This window comes from Streptomyces sp. NPDC051684 (assembly GCF_044453445.1).
Taxonomy (GTDB): Bacteria; Actinomycetota; Actinomycetes; order Streptomycetales; family Streptomycetaceae; genus Streptomyces.
In genome coordinates this window covers 1-14,259 of the sequence record NZ_JBITCS010000040.1, presented here as the reverse complement: position 1 = coordinate 14,259, position 14,259 = coordinate 1, and the positions used below count along the sequence as shown (strand labels likewise).

General features: G+C 71.0%; 11 protein-coding genes. 3 read left to right on the top strand and 8 right to left on the bottom strand.

Going from position 1 to position 14,259, the window contains the following annotated elements:
* Positions 1-77: 77 nt before the first annotated feature.
* The 3 genes from ACIA8D_RS34625 to fes form a co-directional block, all read right to left on the bottom strand.
* On the bottom strand, positions 78-884 hold the full coding sequence (locus ACIA8D_RS34625) for a 2,3-dihydro-2,3-dihydroxybenzoate dehydrogenase (RefSeq protein ID WP_399238210.1): 807 nt from the start codon (positions 882-884) through the stop codon (positions 78-80).
* Positions 884-1,870 (bottom strand): ABC transporter substrate-binding protein, encoded by a 987-nt coding sequence (locus ACIA8D_RS34620; protein ID WP_399238209.1) that lies wholly within the window; start codon positions 1,868-1,870, stop codon positions 884-886. The genes ACIA8D_RS34625 and ACIA8D_RS34620 overlap by 1 nt, the downstream gene beginning before the upstream one ends.
* Positions 1,871-1,962: 92 nt before the next feature.
* Positions 1,963-3,294 carry an enterochelin esterase gene (gene fes / locus ACIA8D_RS34615; RefSeq protein WP_399238207.1) on the bottom strand — a complete coding sequence of 444 codons (1,332 nt, stop codon included), beginning with the start codon at positions 3,292-3,294 and terminating at the stop codon, positions 1,963-1,965.
* A gap of 91 nt (positions 3,295-3,385) precedes the next feature.
* On the opposite strand from fes, the gene ACIA8D_RS34610 reads away from it, so the two are divergent.
* Entirely contained in the window at positions 3,386-4,438 is a 1,053-nt protein-coding gene (locus ACIA8D_RS34610) for a FecCD family ABC transporter permease (protein WP_399238206.1), read from the top strand.
* Positions 4,439-4,443: 5 nt separating this feature from the next.
* Positions 4,444-5,508 (top strand): FecCD family ABC transporter permease, encoded by a 1,065-nt coding sequence (locus ACIA8D_RS34605; RefSeq protein ID WP_399238258.1) that lies wholly within the window; start codon positions 4,444-4,446, stop codon positions 5,506-5,508.
* A gap of 42 nt (positions 5,509-5,550) precedes the next feature.
* Here the strand turns inward: ACIA8D_RS34605 and ACIA8D_RS34600 are convergent, their stop codons facing one another.
* Genes ACIA8D_RS34600 through ACIA8D_RS34580 form a run of 5 tightly spaced genes read right to left on the bottom strand, consistent with a single transcriptional unit; the run spans position 5,551 to position 12,946 of the window.
* Entirely contained in the window at positions 5,551-7,584 is a 2,034-nt protein-coding gene (locus ACIA8D_RS34600) for an RICIN domain-containing protein (protein ID WP_399238205.1), read from the bottom strand.
* Between the two features lie 51 nt (positions 7,585-7,635).
* A complete protein-coding gene (locus ACIA8D_RS34595; protein WP_399238204.1) occupies positions 7,636-9,681 on the bottom strand; it encodes a beta-galactosidase in 2,046 nt (681 codons plus the stop codon).
* Positions 9,682-9,721: 40 nt separating this feature from the next.
* Positions 9,722-11,059: an ABC transporter substrate-binding protein gene (locus ACIA8D_RS34590; protein ID WP_399238257.1), complete on the bottom strand. Its 1,338-nt coding sequence runs from the start codon at positions 11,057-11,059 to the stop codon at positions 9,722-9,724.
* 52 nt (positions 11,060-11,111) lie between these two features.
* Positions 11,112-12,044 carry a carbohydrate ABC transporter permease gene (locus ACIA8D_RS34585; protein ID WP_399238203.1) on the bottom strand — a complete coding sequence of 311 codons (933 nt, stop codon included), beginning with the start codon at positions 12,042-12,044 and terminating at the stop codon, positions 11,112-11,114.
* 5 nt (positions 12,045-12,049) lie between these two features.
* Positions 12,050-12,946 (bottom strand): carbohydrate ABC transporter permease, encoded by an 897-nt coding sequence (locus tag ACIA8D_RS34580; RefSeq protein WP_399238202.1) that lies wholly within the window; start codon positions 12,944-12,946, stop codon positions 12,050-12,052.
* Positions 12,947-13,161: 215 nt separating this feature from the next.
* Between ACIA8D_RS34580 and ACIA8D_RS34575 the strand changes: the two genes are divergently transcribed.
* Positions 13,162-14,148: a LacI family DNA-binding transcriptional regulator gene (locus tag ACIA8D_RS34575; RefSeq protein ID WP_399238255.1), complete on the top strand. Its 987-nt coding sequence runs from the start codon at positions 13,162-13,164 to the stop codon at positions 14,146-14,148.
* Positions 14,149-14,259: the final 111 nt, after the last annotated feature.

The window sequence follows — 14,259 nt, the reverse complement described above, 5'->3', positions numbered from 1 at the left end:
GCGGGCGCATCAAGCCCCGCCGGCGATTGAGGCGCGGGGTCCGGGGCAGCGCCCCGCGAGGTGGGAACGGCTCCCGGTCACCCCCGGAGGGTCGCGCCGCCGTCCACGTACAGGTCCTGCATCGTGATGTGCCGGGCCCGGTCACCGGCGAGGAACGCCACCGCCTCCGCGACATCCTCCGGATCGGCGATCCGCCCGAGCGGGATCCCGGTGCGGAACGCGGCGAGGTCCCCCTCGATGACGGACCGGGCCCCGGCCTCCGCGTCGCCGCCGGGAGCCGCCTCCCACATGCCGCGCTGCATGTCGGTGAGGGTGGAGCCGGGGCAGACGGTGTTGCAGCGCACGCCGTGCGCGGCGACCTCCAGGCCCAGGCATTTGGTGAACATCGCGGTGGCCGCCTTCGACGCGGCGTACGCGGCCATGCCCTGGCGGGGGATGCCGGCGGCGTTGGAGGCGACGGTGACGATGCTGCCGGCGCCGCGCCGTGTCATGCGGCGGGCGGCGGCGCGGGAGACGTGCATCGCGCCGTTGGTGTTGACGGCGAAGCAGGCGGCCCAGTCCTCGTCGGTGAGGTCCACGACGGGTGAACCGCGCAGGATCCCGGCGACGTTGACGGCGATGTCGAGCGGCCCGAGGGCGTCCTCGGCGTCGGCGAAGGCCGCTTCGACGGCGGCCGCGTCGGTGACGTCGAGGGGGCGGGCGACGACGTGCCCTTCGGAGTACGGGGCCGCGGTCTTCGCGACGGCTTCGGCGTCCAGGTCGGTGGCGAGGACGCGGGCACCGCGCCCGGCGAGCGCGGCGACGACCGCCGCGCCGATCCCCCGGCCCGCCCCCGTGACGAGGGCGAGCCGGCCGGCCAGGTCGAGGCCAGTGCTGGGAGACATCACTTGGTGAGCGCCCCCTTGATGTCGTCGAGGACGGTCCGGGCGGCGAGCGGGCCGCCCGCGCTGTTCCAGGCGGAGCCGTCGATGACGACGACGTGGTCCTCCTTCTCGGCCTTCAACTTGCCGAAGTTGGTCACGTCCTGGGCCTGGGCGTAGGCCTTTCGGCTGTCGTCCTTGCTGCCGAGGGCGCCGAGGAACAGCCAGTCGCCGTCGATGCTCGCGAGCTTCTCCAGGGAGACCGGCTCGCTGTGCCCGGTGCTCGCGCCCTGCTGGTCCTTGGGCCGGTCCATGCCGAGCGCCTTGAGCGTGGAGCCGACGTGGCCCGCGCCCTTGCCGACGACGGAGGGCGCGCCGTCCTGCCAGCGGACGACGGAGACGGAGTCGCCCGCGTTGTCGCCGAGCTTCTTCTTCGTGTCGGCGACCTGCGTGTCGAAGTCGGCGAGCCACTTCTCGGCGTCGGACTTCTTGTTGAGGGCGTCCGCCGTGTCGGTGAAGGCGGTCTTCCAGTCCTCGTTGAGCTTCGCGGTGACGACGGTCGGCGCGATCTCCTGGAGCTTGTCGACGGTCTTCTTCGCGCCGGTCGTCTCGTCGAGAAGGATGAGGTCGGGCTGGAGGGCGGCCAGTTTCTCCATGTCGGCCTCGGCGACGGTGGCGACGACCTGGGACGAGGCGGCCTTGTCGGCGAGGTACGCGGAGACCCCCTTCTGGCCCCGGCCCGCGGTGGTGCCGACCGGCTCGACGCCCAGGGCGAGCGCCGCGTCGAGGGTCGGCTCGCTGAGCGCGACGACCTTCTTGGGGGCACCGGGCACCTCGACCTTGCGGCCCTGGGCGTCGGTGAGCTGCCGCGTCTTCGAGGCGGACCCGGCCTTTTCGGCGCCGCCGGCGCCACCGCTGTCGCTGTCGCTGCCGCAGGCGCTCAGGAGCAGGGCGCCCGTGACGGCGGCGGCCGGTATGAGGGCGGCGCGGCGGATTCTCGGGGAGGACATGTGCGTAGGGCTCCTTAGTGCAATGAGATGAGAGAGATAGAGCGGGGGGGAGAGATCCGAGGGGGGAAGTCGAGGGAGCCGGCGGGACCGCGCTAGGCGGAAGCGGCGTCGGCGCCCAGGACACGAACCAGCGCGTCCGCCAGTGCCACATGCCAACAGGCGTAGTCGTGCCCGCCGTTGAACTCGTTGCGGGTGACCTGGTAGCGGGCCGAGTGCAGCGTGTCGTAGAGCGTGCGGCAGTGGTCGACCATCGTGCCCTCGTGCAGACCGGCGTCGAGGTGGACGGTGATCGGCACGGGGTCGGTCTCCGCGTACCGGGCGACGAGCCACGGCACACCGAAGATGTGTTTCTGCACGACGCCCGGCGGCAGGCTCGGCCGCCACCACAACGACGGCGACTGGGCGACGACATGGCCGAAACGATCCGGTCGAAGCCGCCCCGCGTGCAGGGCCGCCAGGCCGCCCAGGCTCTGCCCCGCGACGACGGTGCGCGCCGGCTCCGTGGCGAGGGGCCAGCGGCCCGCCGCCCACGGCAGCAGCTCGTCCGCGAGGAACTCCACGAAGGCGTCCCGCGCACCGAGTTCACGGTTACGGGTGTGCCGGTCGACGGCGTCCGGCGCGAGCACGGCCAGCGGCGGCAGCAGTCCGTCGGCGATCAGCGAGTCGAGGGTGTACTGGAGGCCGAGGCGGCCGAACCACATGTCACCGTCGCAGAGCACGAGGACGGGCAGCCGCTCCGTGTCACCACGAGGGCCCGGGGGCACGTACACCCACACCTCGCGTTCGTGGCCCGCGTCGCGCTCCGCGCTCAGCGCCGCGGCGCGGACCCGGTGCCGTTCGACCCGCCCGGCGGGCACGGTGCCGCGCCGCTCGGTCCATGCCGGGGCGGGGGCCTCGGGCAGGGCGAAGACGGAGCTGTCGCCCGCGCCCCACCGGGTGGACTGGCGGCGGGAGTTGAGCGGGTCGTGCGCCGCGTGCACCGCGAGCGAACGCAGCCGCGCCTGCAACACCTCGGCGTCCTCGGGCGGCTCCTTGGCCGAGACGTCGGCGGCGATCCGGTACGAGGCGCGGTGGTCGGCGCGCAGCCGCAGACCGAAGTGCCAGATGTCGGTGCCGGGAATCCGCTCCATGAGGGAGCCCGCGAGGTGGGCGCGGTCGCCGAGGTGGCTGACCATGAGCAGCACCTGCCGGGTGGCGCGGTGGCCGCGCCAGAGGAAAGTGACCGCACGGTGGTCGGGTGCGCCGTCCAGCTCTTCGACGAAGGGCGTGCCGCGGGCGGCGGCCTCCCGCCAGAATTCCTCGGCGATGCGCGTGCGTTGAGCATCGTCGGCCACGGCGATGCGCTCCTTGAGGCACGCGATGCGGGCACCGGTGACGCGGTCCGGCCGGTGGTCCGGCAGGGCGGCAACGGACTGGACGCTCATGTCTCCTCTTCCTCCGGAAACGACCCGTACTCGGGCTCTTCTGTCGACGTAATTGTTAGCAGACGCAGTTAGGTTAGCCTAAGCTAACCACATGCCCGCAGGACTACGACTCCGCCCCGTCGGAACACAGCAACTCCCGGCCACCGAGCCGCGCAGCCGCCCACCCCGCACCGCGGGACTCCTGATCGGCCTGGCACTGCTCGTCGCCGCGGCCGCCCTCTCGCTCGCGGTGGGCACGGAACATCTCGCGCCGGACCAGGTCTGGAGCGGGCTCTTCTCGCCGTCCGGCTCCGCGAGCGACAACATCGTGCGGGAACTGCGGCTGCCGCGAACGCTCATCGGCATCGCGGTGGGCGCGGCGCTCGGGCTCGCGGGCGGCGTGATGCAGGTGCTGACCCGCAACCCCCTCGCCGACCCGGGGCTGCTCGGCGTGAACGCGGGCTCGTCGGCAGCCGTCGTCACCGCGATCAGCGTGTTCGGCATCACGTCGTTCACCGGATATCTGTGGTTCGCGCTGCTCGGCGCCGCCGTCGCCGCCGTCGTCGTCAACGCCCTGGGCGGCACCCGGACGGCGACGCCGGTGCGCCTCGCGCTCGCCGGTACGGCCGTCAACGCGGCACTGTTCGGCTACGTCAACGGGTTGCAGCAGTGGGACCTGAGCACGCTCGACTCGATGCGCTTCTGGTCCGTCGGCACGCTGGAGAAGCGCGATCCCGAACTCCTGCTCGCCGCGCTGCCATTGCTGATCGCCGGTGCGCTGCTCGCGTTCGCGCTCGCCCGGCCGCTCGGCGCGCTCTCGCTGGGCGAGGACCACGCCCGCGCGCTCGGCACCTCGGTGCGGCGCACCCGGGTCCTGTCGATCGTGGCCATCACGCTGCTGTGCGGAAGCGCCACCGCCGTGTGCGGTCCGATCGGCTTCGTCGGCCTGATGATCCCGCACGCGGTCCGCGCGTTCACCGGACCCGATCCGCGCTGGCTGCTGCCCTACTGCGCGCTGTTCGCGCCCGGCCTGCTCCTGGTGGCCGATGTGATCGGCCGGATCGTGGTGGCGCCTTCGGAGATCCAGGCGGACATCGTCACGTCGTTCATCGGCGGGCTGATCTTCGTCCATCTCGTACGGCAGCGGAAGGTGGCTCAACTGTGACCGCGGTGAAGGACGAACCCCGCTCTTTCCAGGCCGAGTTGAGCCGAGGGAGGGTGCGGGCGGGCCGGCTCTCGGTCCGCTTCGGCCCGCGCACGGTGCTCGTCTGCCTGGCGCTGATCGCGGTCACGGCGTGTCTGGTGGTGCTCTCCGTCGGCACGGGCACGTACGAGCTGTCGCCCCTGGAGGTGCTGCGGACCATCGCCGGGGACGGGCCGCCCGGCGCCGGGTTCATCGTGCTCGACCTGCGTCTTCCGCGCGCCGTCGTGGCTGTGCTCGTCGGCTTCGGGACGGGCATGGCGGGCGCCGTCTTCCAGTCGCTCACCCGTAATCCGCTGGGCAGCCCGGACATCATCGGGTTCGGCAACGGCGCGTCGGCGGGGGCCCTCGTCGCCATCATCTTCCTCGACGCGGGCGCCGCGCAGACCGCGCTCGGCGCGCTCGTCGGCGGCTTCGCCACGGCCGCCGCCGTGTATCTGCTCGCCTGGCGCCGGGGCGTGCACGGCTACCGGCTCGTGCTCGTCGGCATCGGCGCCTCCGCCGTGCTCGGGGCGGCGACCAGCTTCCTGTACGTCCGCGCCGACATCGGCAAGGCCGCGCAGGCCGCGAGCTGGACGATCGGCTCGCTCAACGACCGCGGCTGGACCGAGGCCAGGACGGCCGCGCTCGGACTGATCGTCTGCGTCCCTGTGGTGATGGTGTTCGGCCGCCGGCTGACGATGCTGGAGATGGGCGACGACACGGCGGGCGCCCTCGGTGTGCCGCCGGAGCGCAGCCGGCTCGTCCTGCTGTGCGCGGGCACGGGACTGACCGCGATGGCGGTCGCCGCGGCCGGGCCGATCCCGTTCCTGGCCATGGCCTCCCCCCAGCTGGCCCGCCGCGTCACCCGCGCGCCGGGACCGAACGTGCTGCCCGCCGCATGGATGGGCGCCCTTCTGGTGACGGCGGCCGACCTGGTGACCCAGCGGGTGACCGGCTCGGCGCTGATGCCGGTGGGCGTGGTGACGGGCGTGGCCGGCGGCCTGTTCCTCGCGTGGCTCCTGCTGCGGGAGCGCAGGGCGCAGCACGTCTGACCGGCCGGCCGTTACGCGTGCGTGGTGCGCGCGGGACGCCGGTCAGGCGGTCACGTCGGAGACCCTCCACCGTTGGTTCGAGCCGGAGTTGGGCTGCCAGGTACCGACGGCGGCGCCCTCGTCCGTGGCCTGCCCGCCGACCTCCAGGAGGCGGCCCGTGCCCGCGTTGACGAGGGTGTACGTGCCGTCCCCCGTCGTCGACAGCAGCCACTGGGCGGCCGCGTCCCGCTCGCCCGTGTCGGCCTCGACGACCGGCACACCGTCGCGGACGGCGAGCCGCTTCCCGTCGGCGGCGCTGGTGAACACGTGCCGCCTGCGGTTCGCCGGGCCGTCCCCGCCGATCCGCGCCAGCCGCCACCGCTGGCCGGCCGCCCCCGTGCCCGACCTGATGACGAGCGTGCCGCCGCCGTCGGCGACCGTGAGGTCCTTGCCGCTCTGCACACCCGTCAGTTCGTAGGTGCGACCCTGGCGCAGCTCGGCGGCGTCCTTCGCCACCCCGGACACGCCCTTGATCACGAACGTGGTCACCGACTGCGCGGGCACCGTGAAGGTCGCCGTACGGCCCGTCGCCGGGACCGGCGCCCGCTCGTCCAGCTTGCCGTCCGTGCTGGTCACCACGGGGGTGACGGTCGCGCCCCGGCGTACGGTCGCGAACTTCGACAGGTCGAGTGTCACCGTGCGCGCGCTCGTGGCGCTGTTGACGTGTACGACGGTGGCGCCGTTGCCGCCGCGGGTGACGGCTGCGGTGCTGTTCGTGTCGTCGGTCCTGACGAGATGGTCGCCGGGCCGGATGTAGTGCGTGAAGTTCCGGGCGGTGTCGAACTTGGTGTTCGTGTACACCGGGCAGGTCTCCAGGGTGTCGTCGGGACCCGCGCTGAAGGAGACCTGGACCTCGCCCCAGTTGCCGCCCTTGGCCGACTCGCCGCCGGGCTTCATGTTGTCCCAGTCCTCGACGGGCTGCCAGAACACCCAGGCGCTGGGCTCCAGTTCGCGCAGGTCGTCGACGATGTGCTGGGCGAGCCCGAGACCGGGCCGCATGTCGGTGAAGGACTGGCCGTCGCCCCAGTCGCCCTCGACCTCACTCATCCACAGCGGCTTGCCCGCCGCCTTGGCGAGGTCGCGGACGGAGGTGCGGCCGCCGGTGCCGTACGTGTGGACGTTCATCTGGGCGACGCGGCTCTTCACGGCGGACGGGTAGCTCGTCCAGTTCGTGACGAAGGTCGTCGGGTTCGTCTCGTCCATCGCCGAGACGACGGCCGTCGTCCGGGCCTTCTTCAGCGCGGAGTCGAGCGCGGTCACGATCTTCTGCTGGAGCGCGGGCCCGATGTGACAGCCCTCCTGACGGCCACCGGTCGGATTGCCGTCGGCGCCCAACTTCGTACCCCAGTAGTCGGTGTTGGGCTCGTTGCACGGGTCGACGGTCTTCACCCTGATGCCGTGCGCCCGTTCCAGGCGCCGGGTCGCACCGGCCAGATAGGCGGCGAAGTCGTCGACGGACGCCTCCTTGAGCTGCTCCTTCGACGCGTCGAAGCCTCCGGAGACATAGCCGCTGACCGTCATGAACCAGGGCGGTGAGTTGGAGAACGTCTCCCAGTGCGTGATGTCCTTCTTGATCCGGTCCACCCACCAGCGCTGGGTCGCGTCGGCGTCCTCGTTCCAGTGGTCCGCGTCCTGCGGGTCCCACCAGTCGGTGTCGGTTCGGGTGATGCCCTCGGGGGCCTGCCACCAGCCCTCGACGGCGCCGCCCGCCCGCAGGTGGTCGGGCACGTCGGGGGCGTTGCCGCCGCCGATGTTGTAGCGGGCGATGTTCAGGGCGAGACCGTCCCGGCCGAAGACGAGGTCGGCGATCCGCTCCCGGATCTCGTCCGGGTAGCGCCCCGTGGCGTTCGCGAACCAGACCAGGCTGGTGCCCCATCCCTCGAACCGGTCGTGCCGGTACGAGGGGTCGGGGGTGACCGTGACCGTCGCCGCGGTGCCTGCCGCGGCGACGAGCTGTGCGGCGGAGATCTGGGTTCCGGCCGCCGCGGCCGTGGCAGCGGCGATGCCGATGAACCGTCTGCGGGTCAAGCGCGCCATCGTGTGCTCCCGGTGTGAGTGGGGTGTCGGTGGTGCTGGGACGGAGGGGCTCTAGGAGGCGAGCGGCTGTTTCAGGACGGCGACCTGACGGGGCGCCAGGACGAGGTCGCCTCCGGACGGGCCGACGAGGGCCTCCCCGGTGATCCCCGGCAGCGCCACCTGCTCCTCGCTCCGGTTGACCAGGAAGACATAGCGGTGTTCGTCGTCGCGCCGGACGACCTGCTCGACCAACCCCCGTGCCTGCTGCGGGAGTTCACTGCGCACCCCGGCGGGGGCGAGCAGTTCGGGCAGCAGCACGGTCAGGCCGTCGACACCGAGGCGGGTGGAGACGTACGCGGCCGAGCCCCGCCCTGTACCGCGCCGGGTGACGGCCGGGCGGGAGGCGTACGTGCCCGTGCGGTAGCCCGCGAGGACCTCGACGTCCGTGTTGGTGACGGAGATCCGGTCCGTCCACAGGCTGCCGGTGGCGCCGTTGTCCAGGTCGACGGTGTCGCCGGCGAGGAGCGGCCCGAACTCCTCGATGCGGATGCCGAGGACGTCGCGCAGCGCGCCCGGGTAGCCGCCGAGCCACACGTGGTCGTTCTCGTCGACGATCGCGGAGAAGTACGTGGTGACGAGGTGGCCGCCGCCCTCGACGTACCGCGTGAGCTCCTTGGCGAGCGGCTGCGGCACGACGTGCAGGACGGACGCGATGACGACGTCGTACGCGGACAGGTCGGTGCCGTGCGCGGGCACCACGTCGGCGCGGACGCCGAGGCGCAGGAGCGCCGAGTACCAGTCGAGGGCCTCGCGGTGGTAGTCGAGGCGTGAGGTCGGGTGGGAGTCCTGCTCGCTGGTCCACCACGAGTCCCAGTCGAAGAGGATCGCCACGCGGGCGGGCTCGCGCCCACTGCCCGCGATGGGGGCGAGAGCGTCGAGGGTCGCGCCCAACTCGACGACGGAACGGAAGAGTTCACTGCCCGCCCCGGCGTGCGGGAGCATCGCGGAGTGGTACTTCTCGGCGCCCGCGGCCGACTGCCGCCACTGGAAGAAGCAGACGGCGTCGGCGCCGTGCGCGACGTGCAGCAGCGAGTCGCGCGCCAACTCCCCCGGCTTCTTGGGCAGGTTGACGGGCTGCCAGTTCACCGCGCTGGTGGAGTGCTCCATCAGGAACCAGGGCCGATGGCCCGCGATGCCGCTGGTGAGGTTGGCGGAGAAGGACAGCTCGTCGCGGTCCTGCGGGCCGGGGATGACGTAGTGGTCGTTGGCGACGAAGTCCACCTCGTCGGCCCAGTCCGCGTAGTCCATGCCCTTGGTGCCGGGCATCACCATGAAGTTGGTGGTGACGGGCGTGTCCGGGGTCAGCTCGCGCAGGATCTCCCGCTCGGCCAGCAGATGGTCCTTGAGCGCGTCCGAGGAGAACCGCTTGAAGTCGAGCTGCTGCGTCGGGTTGGGGTGCGAGGCCGCGAGCCGCGGCGGAAGGAGCTGCTCCCAGTCGCTGTAGCGCTGCGACCAAAAGGCCGTTCCCCAGGCGTCGTTGAGGGCGTCGAGCGTCGTGTAGCGGCGGCGCAGCCAGTGGCGGAAGGCGCGGGCCGCGTCGTCGGAGTGGTCGTAGACGTTGTGGCAGCCCAGCTCGTTGTTGACGTGCCAGGCGACCAGGGCCGGATGGTCGGCGTACCGGGACGCGAGCCGGCGGACCAGGGTGAGGGCGTGCTCACGGAAGACGGGCGAGGTGGGCCGCCAGTGCTGGCGGGCGCCCGGCCACAGCGTCTCGCCGCTCGCGGTCACCGGCAGGATCTCCGGGTGCGCGGCGGTCAGCCAGGGCGGCGGCGACGCGGTGGCCGTGGCCAGGTCGACACCGATGCCGCCCGCGTGCAGCAGGTCCATGATCTCATCGAGCCAGCCGAAGTCCCAGGTGTCGGAGGTGGGTTGGAGCCGCGCCCAGGAGAAGATGGCGAGGGATACGACGTTCACCCCGGCCTCGCGCATCAGCCGGATGTCGTCCGCCCACACCTCCCGTGACCACTGCTCGGGGTTGTAGTCGGCTCCGTAGCCGAGGCGCCGGGTACCGTCCGAGCCCTTCGCGTACGGGAAACGGGAGGTGAGGGGGGCGGTCATGCACGTCCTTCCGGGGATGCGGTCACAGAGCGGGGGCGGGCTACTTGTCGACGGTGAAGCCCTGGTCGGTGCCGTACTTGACGGACGCGTCCTGCCACGACTTGAGGCCGGCGGTCAGCTTCGTCGAGGAGACGTAGGCCTTGCCGACGGTGTCGTTGAAGACCGAGTTGGCGTACACCTGGAACGGCAGGTACTTCCAGTCGGTGGGCACGCTCTTCGCGGACTCGGCGAAGATCTTGTTGGCCTTCTGGCCGCCGAAGTACGGGAACGCGGTGTTCTGGAACGACGAGGAGTTCAGGTCCTTCGTCGTCGCGGGGAACGCGCCGTTCTTGATGCGGGTCTGCACGCCCGCTCCGGAGTTGGCGTACTCGACGAAGGCGTAGGCGAGTTCCTTGTTCTTGCCGAGCGCGGGCAGCGCGAGCGAGCTGCCGCCGTTCTCGGAGCTGGTGTTCGCGCCCTTCTCCCACTGCGGCATGGGGGCGACGCGCCAGTCACCGGAGGCGCCCTTCACACCGGAGACGAAGTTGGCGGGCATCCAGGCGCCGATGGGCAGCGTGGCGATGGTGCCGTCGCCGAGGCCCTTGTACCAGTCGTCGGTCCAGCCGGTGACGGGCGAGACGAGCTTGTCGTCGATCAACTTCTGCCAGGTGTCGGTGTACTTCTTGGCGCCCGCGTCGGTGAAGTCGATGCCGACCTTGGTGCCGTCGACCTTGTACGGGTGCGAACCGGCCTGCCACAGGAGGCTGGTGGTCAGGCCCGCGTCGCCGACGTCGCTCGTGATGTACGCCTTCGGGCTCGCCTTGTGCAGCTTGCGGGCGGCCTCGACGTACTCGTCCCAGGTCGTCGGGACGGCGATCTTGTACTTGTCGAAGACCTTCTTGTTGTAGAAGAGCGCCATCGGCCCCGAGTCCATGGGCAGGCCGTAGACGCCGTCGCCGGACTTCACGGAGTTCCACGGACCGGGCGAGTACGAGTCCGCCAGCTTCTCGGCGCCGTACGCCTTGAGGTCGGTGATCTGCTTGGTCAGGGCGTACTGGCCGAGGGCGTAGTACTCGATCTGGGCGACGTCCGGGACGCCCTTCTTCGCGGAGATCGCGTTCGAGAGGGCCTTGTACTGGTCGTTGTTGGTGCCCGCGTTGACCAGCTTGACATCGACCTTCGGGTACTTCTTCTCGAAGTCGGCGGCGACCTGCTTCAGAGTGGGCTCCCACGCCCAGACCGTGACGGAGCCGCCCTTCTTCAGGGCCGACGTGATGTCGGACGAGCCGACCTTCTTGTCGGCGGAGTCGTCGCCGGAGCCGCCGCAGGCGGTGGCGCCGAGGGCGAGGGCGCAGAGGAGACCGAGGCCGCGCAGCGCACGGCGGGAGTTCTTGGGCATGGGCATGCTTCCACTTCTTCGTGGTCCTACGGAGGGTGGGGCGGGGCGGGGTCTACTCCTTGACGCTTCCGGCGGAGAGACCCGACTGCCAGTACTTCTGGAGCAGCAGGAAGGCTGCGATCAGCGGCACGATGGTGAGCAGCGAACCGGTGAGCACGAGATGGGGAATGGCCTCGCCGCCGGCGGTCTGCGCCTGCTTGTTCCAGGAGTCGAGGCCGAGCGTGAGCGGGTACCAGTCGGGGTCCTTCAGCATGATCAGCGGCAAGAAGTAGTTGTTCCACGTCGCGACCGTGGTGAAGAGCAGGACGGTGACGGTGCCGGGGGCGAGCAGCGGCAGCGCGACCTGGAAGAAGGTGCGCAGTTCGCTCGCGCCGTCGATGCGGGCGGCCTCCATCAGTTCGGTGGGGATCGCCTCGGTGGCGAACACCCACATGAGATAGAGCCCGAACGGCGAGATCAGCGACGGGACGATGACGGCCCACGGAGTGTCGGTGAGCCCCATCTTGCTGAACATCAGGAAGGTGGGGACGGCGAGCGCCGTGCCCGGCACCGCGACCGCTCCGATGACGACGGCGAACACGGCGCGCTTGCCCGGAAAGGCGAACTTGGCGAGCGCGTACCCGCCGAGGACGGCCAGGAAGGTGGCACCGCCCGCGCCCACCACCACGTACAGCAGGGTGTTGAGCAGCCAGCGGCCGAAGACGCCGTCCTGGTACGTGAAGGTCTCGGCGATGTTGTGCCAGAGGTCGAAGTCCGAGTCGAACCAGAGGCCGAACGAACGGGCAAGCCCCTGCGGCGACTTGGTCGCGCTGATCAGGAGCCACACCAGCGGCAGCAGGCTGTAGACGAGGACGACGCCGGTGAGCACGGTCAGCAGGACGCTGCGTCGCGGGCGGCGTGCTGTCGATGGGCGGCGGGGCGAACGCAGGCGCGGGGCCGTGGACTTCAGCGACGTCGCGGAGGGCACAGAGGTGGTGGTGGTCATCGCGCTCAGGCTCCCTTGCGCATGCCGCGCAGCTGGACCACGTAGGCCACGACCATCGTGAGCACGCCCATGACGATGGCGACCGTCGCGGAGTAGTTCTGCTGCTGGCCCGCGAAGGACAGCGAGTACGTGTAGAAGTTCGGGGTGTAGTCCGTGGTGATCGTGTTCGGCGCGAGCTTCTGGAGGATGGCCGGCTCGTTGAAGAGCTGGAAGCTGCCGATGATCGAGAAGATCGTGGCGATGACGAGGGCGCCGCGGATCGCCGGGAGCTTGATGGCGCCGATGACGCGCCACTGTCCGGCGCCGTCGATCTCGGCAGCCTCGTACAGGGAGTGCGGTACGACGCGCAGCGCGGCGAAGAAGATCAGCATGTTGTAGCCGACGAACTCCCACGTCACGATGTTGCCGAGGGAGGCGAGCACCAGGTCGGCGGAGAGCGGGTCGGGCAGTTTCGCGCCGAACGCGTCGCCGAGGTCGCCGACCAGGCCGTAGCGGGTGCCGTACATGAAGCCCCACATGAGGGTCGCGACGACGGCGGGGACCGCGTACGGCAGGAAGACCGTGATCCGGAAGAAGTCCTTGCCGTAGAGGCGGCCGCTGTCGATCGCGAGGGCGACGAGCAGGGCGATGCCCAGCATGAACGGCACCTGGATCAGCAGGAACAGGCCGACGCGGCCGACGCCGGCCCAGAACTGGCCGTCCTGGAGCGCCTGTTGATAGTTGTCGAGGCCCACGAAGGTGGTGCCGCCGATGAGTTGTGTACGGAACAGGCTCAGGTAGACCGAGTAGGCGAGCGGCGCCAGGAAGACCAGGGCGAAGACGAGCACGAAGGGGCCGATGAATCCCCACCCCGTCCACGAGCGGCGCCGCCTCACGGCGACCGGCGGTTGCAGCGTGGTCATCTCGCGTCCCTCACTCGTCCGTGCGTCACAGGTCGAGATGTTTGCGTAAACATCCTTGGGTGCCAAGGACCCCACAGCTGTTATGTTTGCGTAAACATTCGGTGGCGGCATGTCTACACTGCCCCGAGGAGGACGGTCAAGAGTCGGTGAGGGACACGGTGACAACCCAGGAGAGCGCCCCGCAGCGCGGCAGGCGTCGTACACAGAACGCGTCGATGGCCGATGTCGCCCGGGTCGCGGGCGTCTCGTCCCAGACGGTCTCCCGCGTCTCGAACGGCTTCCCCGGCGTCAACGAGGAGACCCGCGAGCGGGTCCGCGCCGCGATGAAGGAGCTCGGCTACCGGCCCAACAGCGCGGCGCGGGCCCTCAAGCGGGGCGACTTCCGCACCATCGGCGTCATCACGTTCACGCTGTCCACGACGGGCAACATGCGCACACTGGAGGCCATCGCCACCTCGGCCGCACAGGAGGGCTACGCGGTGACGCTGCTCCCGGTCGCGGTGCCCACGCAGGACGAGGTGCGCGGCGCGTTCTCCCGCCTCGGTGAGCTGGCCGTCGATGCGGTCATCGTCATCATGGAGGTCCACCTGCTCGACTCGGCGCGGCTCTCGCTGCCGCCGCACGTGAAGGTGGTGGTCGCCGACTCCGACGCCGGCGACCGGTACGCGGTGGTGGACACGGACCAGGCGGGCGGCACCCGCGACGCGGTGCACCACCTCCTCGACCTGGGCCACCGCACGGTGTGGCACCTGGCCGGGCCCTCCGAGTCGTTCGCGGCGCAGCGCCGAACGGACGCGTGGCGCACGACACTTGAGGACGCGGGCCGCACGGTCCCGCCGCTCGTACGGGGCGACTGGTCGGCGGAGTCCGGCTACCGGGCGGGCCTGCGCCTGGCCGAACAGGCCGACTGCACCGCGGTGTTCGCGGCGAACGACCAGATGGCGCTCGGGCTGCTGCGGGCCCTGGACGAGCGAGGCCGCAAGGTCCCGGACGACGTCTCGGTCATCGGCTTCGACGACATCCCCGACTCGGGCTCCTTCCAGCCCCCGCTCACCACGGTCCACCAGGACTTCGCCGAGGTCGGCCGCCGCTGTGTGGAGAGCGCACTGCGCCAGGTGCGCGAGAGCGAGACGGAGCACGGGACGACGCTCGTGCCGACGCGGCTCGTGCTGCGGGAGAGCACGGGGCGGGCGGGGCGTTAGGGCCTGATCCGAACGGCAGGCCCTAGGTCGTGTCCGCAAAGTCATGGCAGCCAGAGTCGTAGGCAGGCGATGGTGACCATGGCTTTGTAGTGGAGGGCGCGTTTGTCGTAG